The sequence below is a fragment of the Corynebacterium pygosceleis genome (assembly GCF_016595275.2).
In the GTDB taxonomy this organism is placed as follows: Bacteria; Actinomycetota; Actinomycetes; order Mycobacteriales; family Mycobacteriaceae; genus Corynebacterium; species Corynebacterium pygosceleis.
This window is the reverse complement of sequence record NZ_JAENIQ020000002.1, coordinates 561,131-577,308: the sequence shown is the minus strand read 5'-3', so window position 1 is coordinate 577,308 and position 16,178 is coordinate 561,131. Positions and strand designations below refer to the sequence as shown.

General features: G+C 67.5%; 14 protein-coding genes. 12 read left to right on the top strand and 2 right to left on the bottom strand.

Annotated features, from left to right (window positions below):
* Nucleotides 1–2: 2 nt before the first annotated feature.
* Entirely contained in the window at nucleotides 3–1,091 is a 1,089-nt protein-coding gene (locus JIM94_RS05850) for a polyprenyl synthetase family protein (RefSeq protein WP_200254467.1), read from the bottom strand.
* Between the two features lie 117 nt (nucleotides 1,092–1,208).
* Here JIM94_RS05850 and JIM94_RS05845 point away from each other — a divergent pair, with 117 nt between their 5' ends.
* Nucleotides 1,209–2,195, top strand: a complete 987-nt coding sequence (locus JIM94_RS05845) for a methylenetetrahydrofolate reductase (protein WP_200254466.1) — start codon at nucleotides 1,209–1,211, stop codon at nucleotides 2,193–2,195.
* On the opposite strand, the gene JIM94_RS05840 is transcribed toward JIM94_RS05845, so the two are convergent.
* Nucleotides 2,170–2,781, bottom strand: a complete 612-nt coding sequence (locus tag JIM94_RS05840; protein WP_248085971.1) for a GNAT family N-acetyltransferase — start codon at nucleotides 2,779–2,781, stop codon at nucleotides 2,170–2,172. The two genes, JIM94_RS05845 and JIM94_RS05840, sit on opposite strands and share 26 nt — an antisense overlap.
* Before the next feature lie 224 nt (nucleotides 2,782–3,005).
* On the opposite strand from JIM94_RS05840, the gene JIM94_RS05835 reads away from it, so the two are divergent.
* The 11 genes from JIM94_RS05835 (at nucleotide 3,006) to JIM94_RS05785 (ending at nucleotide 16,176) form a co-directional block, all read left to right on the top strand.
* The gene (locus JIM94_RS05835; RefSeq protein ID WP_200254464.1) at nucleotides 3,006–3,428 is read left to right on the top strand and encodes an SAV_6107 family HEPN domain-containing protein; all 423 of its coding nucleotides are present in this window, start codon (nucleotides 3,006–3,008) and stop codon (nucleotides 3,426–3,428) included.
* Nucleotides 3,429–3,600: 172 nt separating this feature from the next.
* Complete coding sequence (locus JIM94_RS05830) at nucleotides 3,601–4,008, top strand: DUF3040 domain-containing protein (protein WP_200254462.1); 408 nt, start codon at nucleotides 3,601–3,603, stop codon at nucleotides 4,006–4,008.
* A 494-nt stretch (nucleotides 4,009–4,502) separates the two neighbouring features.
* Nucleotides 4,503–4,934 carry a division/cell wall cluster transcriptional repressor MraZ gene (mraZ, locus tag JIM94_RS05825; RefSeq protein WP_200254460.1) on the top strand — a complete coding sequence of 144 codons (432 nt, stop codon included), beginning with the start codon at nucleotides 4,503–4,505 and terminating at the stop codon, nucleotides 4,932–4,934.
* Nucleotides 4,935–5,120: 186 nt separating this feature from the next.
* On the top strand, nucleotides 5,121–6,134 hold the full coding sequence (gene rsmH, locus JIM94_RS05820; RefSeq protein WP_200254458.1) for a 16S rRNA (cytosine(1402)-N(4))-methyltransferase RsmH: 1,014 nt from the start codon (nucleotides 5,121–5,123) through the stop codon (nucleotides 6,132–6,134).
* Nucleotides 6,131–6,973, top strand: a complete 843-nt coding sequence (gene ftsL / locus JIM94_RS05815; RefSeq protein ID WP_200254456.1) for a cell division protein FtsL — start codon at nucleotides 6,131–6,133, stop codon at nucleotides 6,971–6,973. Before rsmH ends, ftsL begins: the two co-directional genes overlap by 4 nt.
* Before the next feature lie 164 nt (nucleotides 6,974–7,137).
* Nucleotides 7,138–8,967, top strand: a complete 1,830-nt coding sequence (locus JIM94_RS05810; RefSeq protein ID WP_200254454.1) for a peptidoglycan D,D-transpeptidase FtsI family protein — start codon at nucleotides 7,138–7,140, stop codon at nucleotides 8,965–8,967.
* A gap of 131 nt (nucleotides 8,968–9,098) precedes the next feature.
* A complete protein-coding gene (locus JIM94_RS05805; protein ID WP_200254452.1) occupies nucleotides 9,099–10,646 on the top strand; it encodes a UDP-N-acetylmuramoyl-L-alanyl-D-glutamate--2,6-diaminopimelate ligase in 1,548 nt (515 codons plus the stop codon).
* Complete coding sequence (locus tag JIM94_RS05800; RefSeq protein WP_200254449.1) at nucleotides 10,643–12,160, top strand: UDP-N-acetylmuramoyl-tripeptide--D-alanyl-D-alanine ligase; 1,518 nt, start codon at nucleotides 10,643–10,645, stop codon at nucleotides 12,158–12,160. The genes JIM94_RS05805 and JIM94_RS05800 overlap by 4 nt, the downstream gene beginning before the upstream one ends.
* Nucleotides 12,157–13,257: a phospho-N-acetylmuramoyl-pentapeptide-transferase gene (gene mraY, locus JIM94_RS05795; RefSeq protein ID WP_200254447.1), complete on the top strand. Its 1,101-nt coding sequence runs from the start codon at nucleotides 12,157–12,159 to the stop codon at nucleotides 13,255–13,257. Before JIM94_RS05800 ends, mraY begins: the two co-directional genes overlap by 4 nt.
* A 4-nt stretch (nucleotides 13,258–13,261) precedes the next feature.
* Complete coding sequence (gene murD, locus JIM94_RS05790) at nucleotides 13,262–14,644, top strand: UDP-N-acetylmuramoyl-L-alanine--D-glutamate ligase (protein WP_200254445.1); 1,383 nt, start codon at nucleotides 13,262–13,264, stop codon at nucleotides 14,642–14,644.
* Between the two features lie 20 nt (nucleotides 14,645–14,664).
* On the top strand, nucleotides 14,665–16,176 hold the full coding sequence (locus JIM94_RS05785) for a peptidoglycan glycosyltransferase FtsW (RefSeq protein WP_200254443.1): 1,512 nt from the start codon (nucleotides 14,665–14,667) through the stop codon (nucleotides 16,174–16,176).
* The last annotated feature ends 2 nt before the right edge of the window (nucleotides 16,177–16,178 follow it).

The window sequence follows — 16,178 nt, the reverse complement described above, 5'->3', positions numbered from 1 at the left end:
CGTCACATTCGCCGCGAGGTGGCCCGGACCGCGAGGTCGTGGAGCATGGAACGGACCTCGGGGGAGATCGCGGCCGAATCGAGTTTCGCGAGCCCCGATGCCGTCAGCTCACTGATCCGCAGTTCCACCCGGTCCGCCGCCCCCGTGGAAGCGATGAGATCCGTGAGTGTGGAGATCCCGGTGGATGAGGTCACCGCACCGATTCCCTCGCGGAGCCGGGCTGCGCCCGCGGGATCGTGCTCGTCCAGGTGGCGGAGCGCCTCGGCGACGAGTACCGTCCGCTTCCCCTCCCTGAGATCGTCCCCGGCGGGTTTCCCGGTGACCTCCGGATCCCCGAACACCCCCAGGAGGTCATCGCGCAACTGGTAGGCGATCCCGATGTCGTGCCCGAAACCACGGTAGGCGGCGATGAGTTCGGGAGAGCCCCCACCGAGCGCCGCACCCAGATGGAGGGGGCGTTCGATGGTGTAGGCCGCCGACTTGTAGCGGTTGATCTTCTCGGCCGCCTCGATGCGTTCATCCCGTGAGGACTCCACGTAGATGTCGAGCATCTGTCCGGCGATGACCTCGGTGCGCATGTCCCACCACGGTCTGAGCGCCGCGCGGAGACGCTCCGCCGGGAGGTCCGCGCCCAGCAGCATCTCGTCGGACCAGGCGAGCGCGAGGTCGCCGAGGAGGGTCGCCGTCGAGACACCGAAATGCGCGGGGTCGCCGGCCCAGCCCGCGTCCCCGTGCCTCCTCTCGACGATCCTGTGCACGGTCGGGTTGCCGCGCCGGGTGTCGGAGGAGTCGATGATGTCGTCGTGCAGGAGAGCGCAGGCCTGGATGAGTTCCAGGGAACTGACGGCGTCGAGGACGGAATCGGGGTCCTCCGTCGTGGATTCGGTGCCGAGCCAACCCACCCAGGCGAAGAGCGGACGGATCCGTTTCCCGCCGCCGAGGACGAATTCCTCGAGGAGAGCCGTCGCCCCGACGACATGATCGTCTATGGCCTCGAGGGACTCCTTGCGCGTCGCGAAGAACGCTGCGAGGTGATCCTCGACGAGGGCTGGGATGTCGCCCAGGTCGTGGTGGGTGTCTGTGCTGGTCATGCTGATCCTCGGGGGGTTATTGAGGGGGGACTGTAGACCGAAATATGAACAGAGCGGTCTATTTCGAGGTAGGTTCGTTGGACAACCGTTCCCGTCACACCAACAAGATACCCAGAGATGTCTCCATCACATACACCTGCCGTCAATCAGACCTCGGTCACCGAAGCGATCGCCCGCTCGACCACGGGGCGTGTCCCGTTCTCGGTCGAGTTCATGCCGCCCCGCGATGACGCCGCCGAGCGGCGGATGTGGCATGCGGTGGACACCTTCGACGGACTGGGGGCCGCCTTCGTCTCCGTGACCTACGGGGCCGGTGGGTCGACCCGCTCACGGACCAGTCGCATCGCCCGACAGCTGGCCCGCCGTCCGCTGCCGACGCTGGTCCACCTCACCCTGGTCAACCACACCGTCGAGGAACTCGAGGACATTCTGTGGACGTACGCGGGGGTCGGCCTCACCAACCTGCTGGCGCTGCGCGGGGATCCGCCGGGGGATCCGACGGGGGAGTGGAAGCCCACACCGGGCGGGTTGACCTATGCCCTCGACCTCATCGAGATGACGCGGGCACTGCCCGAGACGAGACACTTCCAGATCGGGGTGGCCTCCTTCCCGGAACGGCACTACCGCGCGGTGTCCGAGGAATCGGACACCACGCACACGCTCAACAAACTCCGGGCCGGAGCCGACTACTCGATCACCCAGATGTTCCTCGACTGCGACCATTATCTCCGGCTCCGTGACCGTCTCCTCGCCGCAGATCCGGAGCACGGCGCCAAGCCCGTCATACCCGGACTGATGCCGATCACCTCCCTGCGTTCCCTCCGCCGGCAGATAGAACTGTCCAGCGCACGGCTGCCGAAGGAACTTGAACGGCGGATGGTCCGGGCCGCCGGCGGGGACGAGAAGGCCAATGCGGAAGCTGTCCGTGAGGTCGGTATCGAGTGGACCACGGCGATGGCCGAGCGGCTCATCGCGGAGGGGGCTCCCGACCTGCACTTCATGACGCTCAACAATGCACGGGCGACGCAGGAGGTCCTGCACAATCTCGGGATGGCCCCGGAATGGCGTGACGTTCCCCTCAGCGGGAGTCTGTCGGCCGGTTGACGGTCGGACGGTCGGACGGCAGGGGCAGTTCGGCGGCGAGGACCGCGAACAGGCGCGGATCCGAGAAGAAGGTGAAGTACCTGATGACATCAGTGAATCCCAGCGACCGGTAGAGACCGAAGGCCCGGTTCGCCTCGTCGGGGACCTCCGGGGTGGACAGGAGGGCCCAGTGCTGGGTGGCGTCATCGAGAAGCTGTGTCAGCAGTTTCCTGCCGATCCCCCGCCCCTGCAGTTCAGGCAGCACGTGCAGTTCACTGATCTCGTAGTAGTCCGACAGCATGTCCGGCCAGCGTGGATCCCGGCCCCCGGATCTCGCCAGTCCGTCGGCGATGGCTCTGGTCCAGTTCCGCCGGATCTCGCCGTCCATGCCGTAGGCGATCCCGGTTATCCGGCCGTCGGTCACCGCGCAGACGGCCCGGAATCCCGGATTGTGGACCAGGCTCCGCCAGTGGCGGACCCTGCTTGACCGTGAGTGTCCGCCGAGTCCCTGGGCGTCGAGGTCCATCGCGGTCCAGTAGACGTCGACGAGTTCCGGGCAGTGGTGCACGAACTCGAGGGGTGACATGGGGCATATGGCGGTACTCACGGAATCAATCGAACCACGGCCGGGGGGACGGGTGTGTCTTCCGGGGTGTGATTCCCGTCTACCCGGAGAGCGGGACGGGAACGATGTCGAACAGGTGTTCTAATCACGTCCGGGTCGTGTCCCGCTCGCACCCTAGTCTGCGTATGTGGCCGGATCCGGACGGGGACGGTCGCGGCGGGCCCGTGGAGGGGTCCGGGGTATCGATGGGTGAAGGGAGTCGGATCATGTCCACTGTCATTTCCGCGACGACGCGCTTCTCCGGGGCTGACGGCCGACGGGGCGAGTACCTGCGTCGCGCCGCGGCCCTGCTGGCCGAGGCCCGGCTCCGGCAGTCCGAGGGTGCTCTCGACGCCGCGGTGGAGGAGGGGTACCGCGCCGCGTTGCGGACGGCCGGTGCCCTCGTGATCGACAGTCCGGTCTCCCGTCGCCGTCGCCTGCCCTCCAGTGCCTGGGATCAGCTCGCGCTGCTCGATGCCGATGCAGGGCGGTGGTCCGCCCGGCTCTCCCGCTACTCCCGTTTGCGCGACCGGGCGATGTACATGTCCGGGTTCCCCGATGGGGTGGTGGTCGATGAGTTCCTGGACGAGGTCGAACAGTTCATTGGTGCGGCGGAGCGGAGGAGGGGGATCCTTCCGTCGGCGGCCTGACCGGACGGCCGTTCCCCGTGCCGGGTCGGCGTTGTCGCCGTGGTGTCCGGTGGTGTGCGGTATCGGTGACGGCGCGGGAACTTTCCGGATAATCTGGGCGTTATCCTTATTGACAGCATGACAAACAGTCTCCACGACGAGTCTGGCGCCACATTCCGGGAGGATCACCACCATGTCGCTTTCTGAGCAGGAGCAGAGGATGTTCCGGGAGATCGAGGAGTCTCTCCTGGCGGACCCGAAATTCGGTGCGGGTCTCGGTGCCGGTGTGGCCGGGGGGTCCTCCCGTGCCGTCGTGTCGCTGCGGGGGCTCGCCGTCGCCTCGGTCGGGCTGCTGCTGCTCGTCGGTGGGGTGGCTTTCAGTCTCCAGAGTCTCTGGTTTGTCGCCCTGAGCGTTCTCGGGTTCCTCATCATGTTTGCCGCGGGGGTCTGGATGCTGCGCGGCGGTGACGGAATCGGGGAGTCCGGGGCCGGGTATCCGGGGGGTTCCATCGGTGTGTCCCGGACGGGTGGGGTTGATGGTTCCGGGGGTGGAATCGGGTCCCGCATGGAGGAACGTTTCCGCCGGCGTTTCGAGGAGTAGCGGCACGGTTCCCCCGTCCGTGGCGGGGTTGAGGGACCCCACCGGCGTTTTCCGCCGGTGGGGTCCCTCGCTGTTTTCTCCGTCCCGTCGGGGCGGTGCGGTGTGTTCCCCACTTTGTCCCACTTTTTCTCCCCACTTCCTCCCACTGGATTGGGGTGGGTGTGAGGATCTCCCAAAGGTGCAGGTCATTACGTCCACTGTGAAAGGTAGAGGTGGTGTTTCTGGTGTGGAAAGAGTGTTTCTGTATCTCTTTTGGGGGAGTTGGTGGGGTTGGTGTGGTGGGGTCACCCACCTGGAAATTCGATAAAAACCACTGGTCAGTGACTTTCAGCACATGTTCTTTCCGGTTAATTCCACTGTCCGGGTGTTGTGGGTGGGAGAAAGTGGGGTAGTGTGGTGCCCAGTGGTGGGAGAATCGGGTGCACATGTCCCGGTTGGACCACCCGGGACGGATTGATCTCCCCAGGGCACGCGAGTGAAAGGTGGTGTCGGACATGTTTCTCGGCACCTACACCCCGAAACTCGATGACAAGGGGAGGCTGACCCTTCCGGCGAAGTTCCGCGAGGAGCTGGCCGGTGGTCTCGTCGTCTCAATGGGGCAGGACCACTCTCTGGCGGTCTTTCCCCGGGAGGAGTTCGAGGCGCGTACCCGTCGTGCCGCCGAGATCTCGCGGACCAATCCGAGGGCCCGTGCCTTCATCCGCAGTCTGGCCGCCAGTGCGGTCGAACAGCGGCCTGACGGACACGGTCGGATCACCCTTTCCCCAGCGCACCGCGAGTATGCGGGGCTCACCAGGGAGTGTGTGGTCATCGGAGCGGTCGAATCCCTCGAGATCTGGGACGCGGACTCCTGGCACGAGTACCAGAAGCAGAACGAGGAGATGTTCTCGTCCGCGGAGGACCCGGATCTCAGTGGACTGATCTGACCCGGTGACGGGGCAGGGTACGACACAACCGAATCGAGTGGAGTGCGTGCACGGACTCTGTCCGGGGTGTCGCTCTGGTGTACTTCCCCGACATCAGATAGGCACACCGGACAGGGCCCTGTATTCACCCCCTCGGAAGATGACAGCAACCCCGGGCCCGGAGCCCTCGACGATCGACCAGGAGGGATGAAGACGATGACCGGAAACGGTGGACACGGACATGTCCCCGTCCTGCGGGAGCGTGTCACGGATCTGCTGCGTCCCGCGATCCTGGACGCCGGCCCCGGGGCCGTGATCATCGACGGGACGCTCGGTGCGGGTGGACACAGCGAGTATTTCCTCACCGTCTTTCCCGAGGTCCGGGTCATCGGACTCGACAGGGACCCGATCGCCCTGGAACAGGCCCGCGGCAGACTGGAGCGTTTCGGGGACCGGTTCCGTGGACTGCACACGAGATTCGACCGTTTCGTCTCCGCGGTCGAGACGGACGACAGTGAGCCCTGCATGCTGATGCGGGAGCACGGTGTCGCGGGTGCACTGTTCGATCTCGGTGTCTCCTCCATGCAGCTGGACCAGGCCGACCGTGGGTTCGCCTATTCACAGGACGCACCCCTGGACATGAGGATGGATCCGACCTCCGGTATCACGGCGGCGGACATCCTCAACACCTACGGTCACGGAGAACTCGCCCACGTGCTGAAGGCTTACGGGGACGAACGTTTCGCGGGGAAGATCGCGTCGGCGGTGCTCCGTGAACGGGAGAAGGAACCCTTCACCACCTCCGGGAGGCTGGTCGAGCTGCTCTACGCCACGATTCCGGCCGCCGCACGGCGGACCGGGGGACATCCCGCGAAACGTACCTTCCAGGCACTGCGTGTCGAGGTCAACGGCGAACTGGAGTCGGTGGCCGCGATGGTTCCGGCGATCACCCGGGAACTCCGTGTCGGGGGACGGGCCGTGTTCATGGCCTACCAGTCGCTGGAGGACCGCATAGTCAAGAAGGAACTCGCCGAACTCACCACCTCGAAGACCCCGCGGGGCCTGCCCGTCGACCTGCCCGGAACGGCACCTGAGTTCCGGCTCGTGACCCGGGGGGCGGAGAAGGCGCCCCGGGAGGAGATCGAGGACAATCCCCGGGCAGCACCGGTGCGGGTACGCGCCGTGGAACGGACAACACAGTCGAACGGAGAAACCCGATGAGCACCACCGCACGCCTCCGGGCGAACCCCGGAACGGACCACATGAACCCGGGGACGCACACCCCCGAACGCCGTTCCACCCGTGTGATCCGACCGGCCGACCAGCGGCGTGCTTCCCGCGGTGCGGGTACCGGTGTCGCGGAGATCGTCGATCTCCACCCGACCCCACGTAGTACCCCTCCCGCCAGGCGGGTCCCCGGTGCCCCGACGCCGCAGCGACGCCGGTTCCAGTGGACACCGGGGTCGAAACAGGTCGTGTCCGTCCGCGGTCGCCGGATCGTCGCGCCGAAGGCGGACCCGGTTCGGGTCCGGTTCGCCGCTGTTCTGGTGATGACTCTCCTCGCCGGGGTCATGCTCACCATGTATCTCTCCGGTGTCACCACGCAGCAGACCTTCCGGATCCAGGAGCTGTCCCGGGTCGACAGTCGACTGGGCAACCAGCTGGAGACGCTGAACCGTGACCGCCAGTCCGCGACCTCCGCAGCCGAGGTCGCCCGACGCGCCGCGGAACTGGGAATGATCGTCCCCGATCAGCCCGGTGTTCTCTCCGTCGGACCGGAGGGCGGTGTCGATGAGATCCGCGAAGCGGACCCCGCGGCGGTCCGGCCGATCATCGACGTCAACGGGTCGCGTGTCCTCCCCCGACCGGCCAGCAGCGATCCGGCGGAAACCGACGCCGTGTCAGGCCGGGTGCAGCCACTTCCGCGGACCGACCAGGGGGTCCCGAACGAGGGCCGTCAACAGGTCGAACCCGTGACCGGGGCGAACAGTGACGTCCCGGCCATCGCGCCCTACGCCCCGAATGTCCGCTCCGACCGGACGGGCGGGAGCGCACGGTGACCCCTCCGGACCGTGGGAAGGGGAACCGTCGTCCGGTGGCCCGGACCTCACGGCCCGGCCCACCCCCACCGGCGGAGACCCCGACGAGATCAGGGACCACCGGTGTACCCGGGCGACGGAAACCGACCGGCGACGCTGTCGGGAGGGAGCAGATCGCCCGCAGAATGAAGATCGTCCGCACGCTCGTGATCGTCGGTGTCGTACTGCTGACGGTCCGACTGGCGTGCGTTCAGCTCGTCTGGGGGCCCGAACTCGCCGCGCAGGCGCAGAATCAACGCACCCGGGAGTACATCGACTTCGCGCGACGTGGGACGGTCACGGACCGTGACGGTGAGCAACTCGCGTACACCATGCAGGCACGGTCGCTGACGGTAGCCCCACTGGTGCTCCGCAAGGAGATCGGGGAACGTCACGACATGGCCGTCAACTCCGGGGATCCGGAACTCCTCGAGAAGTACCCGCCGGTCGAGGACGTCCTTGAGGAGATGTCCGTGGTGATCCCCGAGATGGTCCGGGAATCCGGGGCATCGGCGCAGAAGGTCAAGCCGGCGGAGATTCTCCGGAAACTGCGGGCCGACAACTCCTACACGGTGCTCGTCCGGAACGTCGATCCCGATGTCGCGGTGGAGATAGCCGAGCGTTTTCCCGGTGTCGCCGCGGACCGGCAGGACATCCGCCAGTACCCGAACGGGGCCATCGCCGAGAACGTGATCGGCAAGATCTCCATCGACGGTGAGGGGCAGTTCGGCCTGGAGGCGGCCTCGGACGGCGTCCTCTCCGGGATCAACGGCAAATCGACGGAGGACGTGTCCACCGACGGCCAGATCATCCCCGGAACGCTCCGGGACCAGGTACCGGTGGTGCACGGGTCCGACATCGAACTGACTCTCGACCTGGACCTCCAGACCTACGTCCAGCAACAGCTGGAGCAGGCGAAGGAGAACTCGGGGGCGGAGTCGGCCTCGGCCGTCGTCCTCGACTCCGCGACCGGTGAGGTCCTGGCGATGGCGAACACGGACACGATCGACCCCACCGGTGACATCGAGAGACAACTGGCGCGGGGCAGGTTCTTCGGCAACCCCGCAGTCCAGGCACCGTTCGAACCCGGTTCCGTGGCGAAGATCATCACCGCCGCCGCAGCGATCGAGGACGGGGTCACCACACCGGACGAGGTGTTCCAGGTGCCCGGTGCCATCGACATGGCGGGTGTGACGGTCAAGGACGCGTGGCCGCACGGGGTCGTCCCCTTCACCACGACCGGTGTGTTCGGGAAGTCCTCCAACGTCGGCACCCTGATGCTCGCCGACCGGGTCGGACAGGACCGGTTCGCGAACATGCTGGACCTCTTCGGTGTGGGCCGCTACACGGGTATCGAACTGCCCGGCGAATCCCAGGGGCTGCTCCCGGACCGGTCACAGTGGTCCGGTGGCACGTTCGCGAATCTGCCGATCGGTCAGGGCATGTCCCTGACCCTGCTTCAGATGGCCGGCGTGTACCAGGCGATCGCGAACGACGGTGAACGTATCCAACCGCGCATCATCCGTACGGTGACCACACCTGACGGTGACGTCATGGAACAGCCGGAACCGGAGCGGATCCGGGTCGTCAGCCCGGAGACCGCCCGTACCGTCCGGGGAATGTTCCAGGCCGTCACCCAGAGTGATCCGTCGGGAGTGCAGCAGGGAACGGGTCCGCAGGCCGCCGTCGAGGGATACCGGATCGCGGGTAAGACGGGTACCGCCCAGCAGGTGAACCCGGACTGCAACTGCTACTCCAATTCCGACTACTGGATCACCTTCGCCGGGATCGCGCCGGCCGATGATCCCCGGTTCGTCATCGCGCTCATGCTCGACGACCCCGAGCGGGGTGTGCACGGTGAAGGCGGTCAGTCGGCCGCGCCGCTGTTCCACGACATAGCGGCCTGGCTGCTCAACCGTGACAATGTACCGTTGTCGCCGACACGGGAGGAGGATCTCATCCTCCAGGCGCAATGACGCGCCCGACCGGAACTTCGTCCGGCCACCGGCCCGGGAATGTCTCCCGCCGGTGTCCACAGATAGAATCACGTTCCGCCCCGTAACCGAGGCAGTACCGATCTGAGAGCAATAAGGAGTGTGCCAGGACAGTGGCCATCACACTGGATACCATCGCCGAGTTGAGCGGCGGCAGTCTGAACCAGGACGCCGCCGGTTCGGTGCGCATCAGCGCGGTCGGGATCAACGCCCAGGAACTGCCTGAGGGGGGACTGTTCGCGGCGGTGCCCGGAACCCGGACACACGGCGCCGGATACGCGCGGGAGTCGGTGGCGGCCGCCATCCTCACCGACGCGGAAGGGGAACGTATCCTCCAGGACCGGCACGAGAAGCGTCCCGTCATCGTCGTCGACGATGTCCGGGAGGTCCTGGGGACGGTCGCTTCCGCCGTCCACGGTCACCCGTCGCGGGACATGACCCTCTTCGGGGTGACCGGTACGTCGGGTAAGACGACGACGAGCTACCTGCTGGAGGCGGGGCTCCTCGCCGCCGGGCACAGGGTCGGCGTGATCGGAACCAACGGCACCCGGATCAACGGAGAGCCCGTACCGACCCAGCTGACCACCCCGGAAGCCCCGGTTCTCCAGGAGATCTTCGACCGGATGCGGTCGGAGGGGGTCACGCACGTGGTCATGGAGGTCTCCTCCCACGCGATCGCGCTCGGCAGGATCGTCGGCACCGAGTTCGACGTCGCCGGATTCACCAATCTCTCGCAGGACCACCTGGACTTCCATGACACGATGGAGGACTACTTCGCGACGAAGGCCCGGTTCTTCCGGCCCGGTTCCACCATCCGTGCCAGAAGGTCCGTGATCTGCGTGGACGACGACCACGGACAGAAACTGTCGAGGCTGGCCGGTCCGGCGGCGGTCACCGTCTCGACCGGTTCGCGCCCCGCATCGGTCACGGTGGGGGACCCCGAGGTCGGTGCCGCCGGGACTCAGCGTTTCCCCGTGCGCATCGACGACCGGGACATCATCTGCGAGGTTCCGCTCCCCGGCAGGTTCAACGTGGCCAACGCCGCGCTCGCACTGACCATGGCGGTCGCCGCCGGTGAGGACGCGAAGACCATCGCCGCTGGAATGGCCGGGGTCGTCGTACCGGGACGGATGCAGAACATCGACCGGGGGCAGGATTTCCTCGCCGTCGTCGACTACGCCCACAAACCCGCGGCGGTGTCCGCCGTACTGAAGACACTGCGGAGCCAGACCGAGGGCCGTGTCGGAATCGTGATCGGGGCCGGCGGGGACCGGGACAGCGCGAAGCGTCCGCTCATGGGATCAGCGGCGGCGCGCGCGGCTGACCTGGTCATCGTCACCGATGACAATCCGAGGAGCGAGGATCCCGCGGAGATCCGGAAGGCCGTTCTCCGGGGCGCGCGGGAAGCCGTCCGCGAACGGAAGAGCGCCGGAAAGAAGAAACGTCTGGCCGACATCCGGGAGATCGCCTCCCGTGACGAGGCGATCCGGGAGGCCGTGGCGTGGGCGAGACCCGGTGACGCGGTCATCATCGCGGGTAAGGGACATGAAACCGGTCAGTTGATCGGGGACACCCGGCATCCGTTCGATGACGCGGAATCCCTGACCCGTGCGATCGACGCCCGGGTGACCGAGCGACCGGAAACGGAGGAACCGGCATGATCCGGATGTCTGTCAGTGACATCGTCGGCGTCACGGGAGGCTATCTCGCCGACGGCGCCGACCCGGAGGCGATCGTCACCGGGTCGGTCGAGTTCGATTCGCGCCGTATCGAACCGGGCGGACTGTTCGTCTGTCTGCCGGGGGCGCAGGTCGACGGACACGACTACGCCGTCGGGGCCGTCGAGTCAGGCGCCACCGTCGCCCTGGCCGCCCGCGAAACCGGCGCGCCGTCGATCATCGTCCCGGAGGTTCCCCGTCCGGAGAGCAACGCCGCCGCCTACGAGCATGATCCCTCGGGACACGGTGCCGCGGTCATCGCCGCGCTCGGGAGACTCGCCCGGCACAACGTCGACGTCGCGGCCGGCCACGGCATGCGCGTCGTCGGGGTCACCGGATCCGCGGGAAAGACCACCGTCAAGGATCTCATCGCCTCGGTGCTGCGGGAGAACGACGGTGGCGGTGACGTCGTCGCACCCCCCGGTTCGTTCAACAACGAGATCGGCCATCCGTACACCGCGCTGCGGTGCTCGACGGACACCGACTACCTCGTCGCGGAACTGTCCGCCCGGGGAGTGGGACACGTCGCGGAACTCGCCGCCATCGCCCCTCCCGTCGTCGGTGTGGTCCTCAACGTCGGTACCGCACACATCGGTGAGTTCGGCGACCGGGACACCATCGCGCGCGCCAAGGGGGAACTCGTCGAGGTTCTGCCCGGTGCCGACGACGGGGGAGTGGCCGTACTCAACGCCGACGATCCGCTCGTCGCCGCGATGGCGGGCCGGACCCGCGCCCGCGTCGTCACCTTCAGCGCAGCCGGTGACCCCGGTGCGGACTACCGCGCCGACGCCGTGCGACTCGACGAGGCGTGCCGGGCCAGTTTCACGGTCGAGGGGCCGGACGGTCTCTCGGAACCGGTCAGCCTGAATCTCGTCGGGGACCACCAGGTGTCCAACGCCCTGGCGGCGATCGCCGCCGCCGTCGGTGCCGGCCTCGACCCCCGGAGCGCCTGCGCCGCGGTTTCCGCGCACGAGCCGGTGTCGGGACGTCGGATGGAGGTCACCCGGAGGGACGACGGCGTCACCGTGATCAATGACTCCTACAACGCGAACCCCGACTCGATGGCCGCCGGGATCAGGGCCCTCGCGCACAGTGCGGCTGCGACGGGCGGTACGGCGTGGGCCGTGCTCGGACAGATGAACGAGCTCGGCCCCGACGCCGCCGACCGGCACGCGGAGACCGGGAGACTGCTCGGTGAGAGCGGGATCCCGCGTCTCGTCGCTGTGGGCACCGGCGTGAACACACACGCCCTGGCACAGGCGGCGGAGACCGCGGGGACGAGGGTCGTGACCGCCGACTCCGTCGACGCGGCGATCAACTTTGTACAACCGGCACTGGAACCGGGGGATGTGGTGCTGGTCAAGGCCTCATCCTCCGAGCAGCTCTGGCGGGTGGCGGACACCCTGCTGGCCCTACCGGTGACGGAATCTCTCGAGGAGCAGGACGCAGAACAGTGACCCAGATAATCATCAGTGGAGCCATCGCCTTTCTCGTCGCGATCTTCCTCACCCCGGTACTCATCCGCTGGTTCAGCGATGAAGGACTCGGCCAGCACATCCGCGAGGACGGCCCGGCCTCCCACATGCGCAAACGCGGCACCCCGACGATGGGTGGCGTCGCCATCATCGCGGGGATCCTCGTCGCCTACATCCTGACCTCCCTCATCGGGGTGGCCCGTGGTTTCGGTGGCTTCACCGCCTCCGGTCTCCTCGTCCTGGGGCTGACCCTCGGCATGGGACTGCTCGGGTTCGCGGACGACTACATCAAACTCGCCAAAGGCAGGAACCTCGGTCTGAACAAGAAGGCCAAACTCATCGGCCAGCTCGTTCTCGCCCTCGCCTTCGGGTGGCTCGTGCTGCGGTTCTCGAACGGTGACGGGCTGACCCCCGGAACCACCAACCTCAGTTTCATCCGGGACATCGAGACCTTCAACATCGCCTTCGGCGGCGGAATCATCGGCCTGGTCCTGTTCCTGGTTTTCATGTACATACTCATCTCCGCGTGGTCGAACGCGGTGAATCTGACCGACGGACTCGACGGTCTCGCCGCCGGAGCCACCGCCATGGTCATGGGTGCCTACACGCTGGTCACCTTCTGGCAGTTCCGGAACTCCTGCTCCGTGTCCGTCGAACCCGGCTGCTACTCGGTGCGGGATCCGCTGGATCTCGCCATCCTCGCCTCGGCTGGACTCGGCGCCTGCCTCGGATTCCTCTGGTGGAACGCCGCACCGGCCAAGATCTTCATGGGGGACACGGGTTCCCTCGCGCTCGGTGGACTCGTCGCAGGCATCTCCGTCGCGTCCCGGACCGAGCTGCTGATGATCGTCATCGGTGCGCTCTTCGTCATCGAGGCGGCGTCCGTCGTGATCCAGGTCGTCGTCTTCCGGACCCGCGGAACCCGTTTCTTCCGCATGGCCCCCTTCCACCACCACTTCGAGAACGGCGGGTGGGCCGAGACGACGGTAGTCATCCGTTTCTGGCTGCTCACCGCCATGGCGTGCATGACCGGTATCGCGCTGTTCTACGGCGAGTGGCTCACAACCTCCGGAGTGTAGGAACATGATCTCTCTCGATGGCCCCGTCCTCGTCGCCGGTGCAGGTGTATCCGGTGCCGGCTGCGCCCGCATGCTCCGCGACCTGGGGGCGCGGGTGACCGTCGCGGACGACGATGAGACCGCCCGGCTCCGCGTCGCGGAGGCCACCGGATGCGACACCACCGATGTCACGACCGCCCTGGAACGTATCGGTGACTACCGTACGGTGGTGACCTCGCCGGGCTGGCGCCCCGACGCCCCGCTCCTGCGTACGGCGGCGGACCGGGGCGTCGAGGTGATCGGTGACGTGGAACTGGCCTGGCGCCTCGATCAGGAGGGCCATTTCGGTGAGCCCCGGACCTGGCTCGTCGTCACCGGCACCAACGGCAAGACCACGACGACAGCGATGTGCGCGGCGATGATGGACCGGGGCCCGGGCACCGCCGCCGCCGTCGGCAACATCGGCGTCTCCGTCGGTGACGCGCTCACCGCGGAACCCCGCGTCGATGTCCTCGTCGCGGAACTCTCCAGCTTCCAGCTGCACTGGGCCCCCACCCTCCGCCCGGACGCCGGTGCGCTGCTCAACCTCGCGGACGACCACATCGACTGGCACGGATCCTTCGACGGATACGCGGACGCGAAACTCCGGGCACTGCGTGGAACGTACGCGGTCATCGGGGCCGACGACCCCGAGGTCGTGTCCCGTGTCCCGGCAGCGGGGGGAACCGGGACCACGACCGTCGGTTTCACCCTCGGGGTGCCGGAGACCGGTCAGCTCGGTGTCGTCGACGGCAACCTCGTCGACAACGCCTTCGGGGACAACATCGTCCTCGCCCCGGCCGACGGGATCTCCCCGGCGGGGCCGGCGGGAATCCTCGACGCGCTGGCCGCTGCGGCCCTGGCCCGCTCCCAGGGACTGGACCCCGCAGCGATCCGGGAGGCGCTCGCGGTCTACGAGGTCTCCGGACACCGTGGTCAGGTGGTGCACCGGTACGCCGGGGTCGACTACGTCGACAATTCCAAGGCCACCAATCCGCACGCGGCCGATGCCGCGCTCACCGGCCACGGATCGGTCATCTGGATCGCCGGTGGCCAACTCAAGGGAGCCGAGGTCGATGAGCTGGTCGCCCGCCACGCCGGACGCATCAAGGCGGCACTTCTTCTCGGGGTGGACCGGAACCTGCTGGCCGCCGCCGTGGAACACCATGCCCCCGACGCGCTGGTCCACTGCACGGATTCCACCGATCCGGAGGAGGCGATGACACAGTTGATGGCCCGCGCCGTCGACATCGCCGCCCCGGGAGACATCGTCCTGCTCGCACCGGCCGCCGCGTCCCTCGACATGTACCGGGGCATGGGGCACCGCGGGGACTGCTTCGCCCGGGCCGCCCGGGACCTGACCGCCTGACCAAGAGAGGCCCGAAGACAATGACCCAGGACACCACGGCACGCGGACAGTCCGCACCGGACCGGCTCCGCGCACACATCCGGGACTACCTGTCGCGCCCGTTCTTCGACTATTTCCTCATCCTGTCCGTCGTCGCGCTGATAACCGCCGTCGGCGCGGTCATGGTCCTGTCGTCCTCCACGACCTGGTCCGCCCTGGACAGCGGCGTGTGGACACAGGGACTCCGGCACATGGTCTTCCTCTTCGTCGGCTACGTCGTTCTCTGGCTGGCCCTGTGGATGCGGCCGTCGATGATCCGACGCCTCGCGACCCCGCTCCTCCTGCTCACCATCGTCCTCCTCTGCGCGGTACTCATACCGGGTGTCGGGACGGGCCTCGTGGAATCGGGAGCCAGATCCTGGCTTGCCCTCGGTCCCTTCACCTTCCAGCCCTCCGAACTCGCCAAGGTCACCCTCGCCGTCTGGGGGGCCCACTACCTGAGCGATCGCGGCCCCGTCCGGCACTGGCTCAACAACCACTACATGCACTACTGCGGTGTGACGGTCCTCATCGTCGGTCTGATCCTCCGCCAGCCGGACGTCGGCATGGCGGTCGTCTGCCTCTCGGTCGCCGGGCTCGTGCTCGTCTTCGCCGGTATCCCCGGACGCTTCATCACCGGGATGGTGGCGGCCGGCGGTGTCCTGGCCGTCGGGTACGCACTCGTCTCCACCTTCGGCGGTGGTGAGGGCAACTACCGTACCCACCGGCTGGAGGTGTACAAGGACGCCCTCCTCGGCGACTTCGACGATGTCCGGGGCAAGGCCTTCCAGTCCTACCAGGGTTTCCTCTCGCTCGCCGAAGGTGGAACGGGAGGCGTCGGCCCGGGACAGTCCCGGGCGAAATGGTTCTATCTCCCGGAAGCGAAGAACGACTTCATCTTCGCCATCATCGGGGAGGAGACCGGCCTGGTCGGCGGGACCCTCGTGATCCTGCTGTTCGGTGCACTGGGGCTCGTCGGCCTGCGGTGCGCCATGCGTTCCACCGACCCGTACCTGAAACTGCTGGCCGCGACGCTCACCGCGGGTGTCGTCTCGCAGGCGTTCGTCAACATCGGCTACGTCGTCGGCCTGCTGCCGGTCACCGGCATCCAGTTGCCCATGATCTCCTCCGGGGGCAGCTCCGCGATCATCACGGTCGGGTCGATGGGACTGCTCGCGAGCGCGGCACGGCATGAACCCGAGGCGGTCTCGACGATGCAGTCCTACGGTCGGCCCGCGATCGACAGGTTGCTGAGGTTGCGGGAACCCGATCCGGCCGGATCACGGGGGGCGGTACGCCGCCGGGCCCGTCCCGTGCGTCAATCCACCGAACCGGTCACCCACCGGCGTGGTCCCCGTTCGTCCGCCCCGTCGTCCACGGAGGGACGGCAGCCGCCCCGGCCCACGGGGCCGGGCGGTGGTAGCGTCACTGGCGGAGCGGGATCACGCCGCCGCAGGCCACGTCCCGGGGGACCCGTCCGACCCGATCACCACCACACCCGCAGAAGAGGCTGATC

What these genes read in the sequence shown, in the direction of transcription:
- JIM94_RS05845 (WP_200254466.1), top strand. Translation starts at nt 1,209, where the DNA reads ATGTCTCCATCACATACACCTGCCGTCAATCAGACCTCGGTCACCGAA.
- JIM94_RS05835 (WP_200254464.1), top strand. Translation starts at nt 3,006, where the DNA reads ATGTCCACTGTCATTTCCGCGACGACGCGCTTCTCCGGGGCTGACGGC.
- ftsL (WP_200254456.1), top strand. Translation starts at nt 6,131, where the DNA reads ATGAGCACCACCGCACGCCTCCGGGCGAACCCCGGAACGGACCACATG.
- JIM94_RS05810 (WP_200254454.1), top strand. Translation starts at nt 7,138, where the DNA reads ATGAAGATCGTCCGCACGCTCGTGATCGTCGGTGTCGTACTGCTGACG.
- JIM94_RS05850 (WP_200254467.1), bottom strand. Translation starts at nt 1,091, where the DNA reads ATGACCAGCACAGACACCCACCACGACCTGGGCGACATCCCAGCCCTC.
- mraZ (WP_200254460.1), top strand. Translation starts at nt 4,503, where the DNA reads ATGTTTCTCGGCACCTACACCCCGAAACTCGATGACAAGGGGAGGCTG.
- murD (WP_200254445.1), top strand. Translation starts at nt 13,262, where the DNA reads ATGATCTCTCTCGATGGCCCCGTCCTCGTCGCCGGTGCAGGTGTATCC.
- rsmH (WP_200254458.1), top strand. Translation starts at nt 5,121, where the DNA reads ATGAAGACGATGACCGGAAACGGTGGACACGGACATGTCCCCGTCCTG.
- JIM94_RS05800 (WP_200254449.1), top strand. Translation starts at nt 10,643, where the DNA reads ATGATCCGGATGTCTGTCAGTGACATCGTCGGCGTCACGGGAGGCTAT.
- JIM94_RS05830 (WP_200254462.1), top strand. Translation starts at nt 3,601, where the DNA reads ATGTCGCTTTCTGAGCAGGAGCAGAGGATGTTCCGGGAGATCGAGGAG.
- JIM94_RS05785 (WP_200254443.1), top strand. Translation starts at nt 14,665, where the DNA reads ATGACCCAGGACACCACGGCACGCGGACAGTCCGCACCGGACCGGCTC.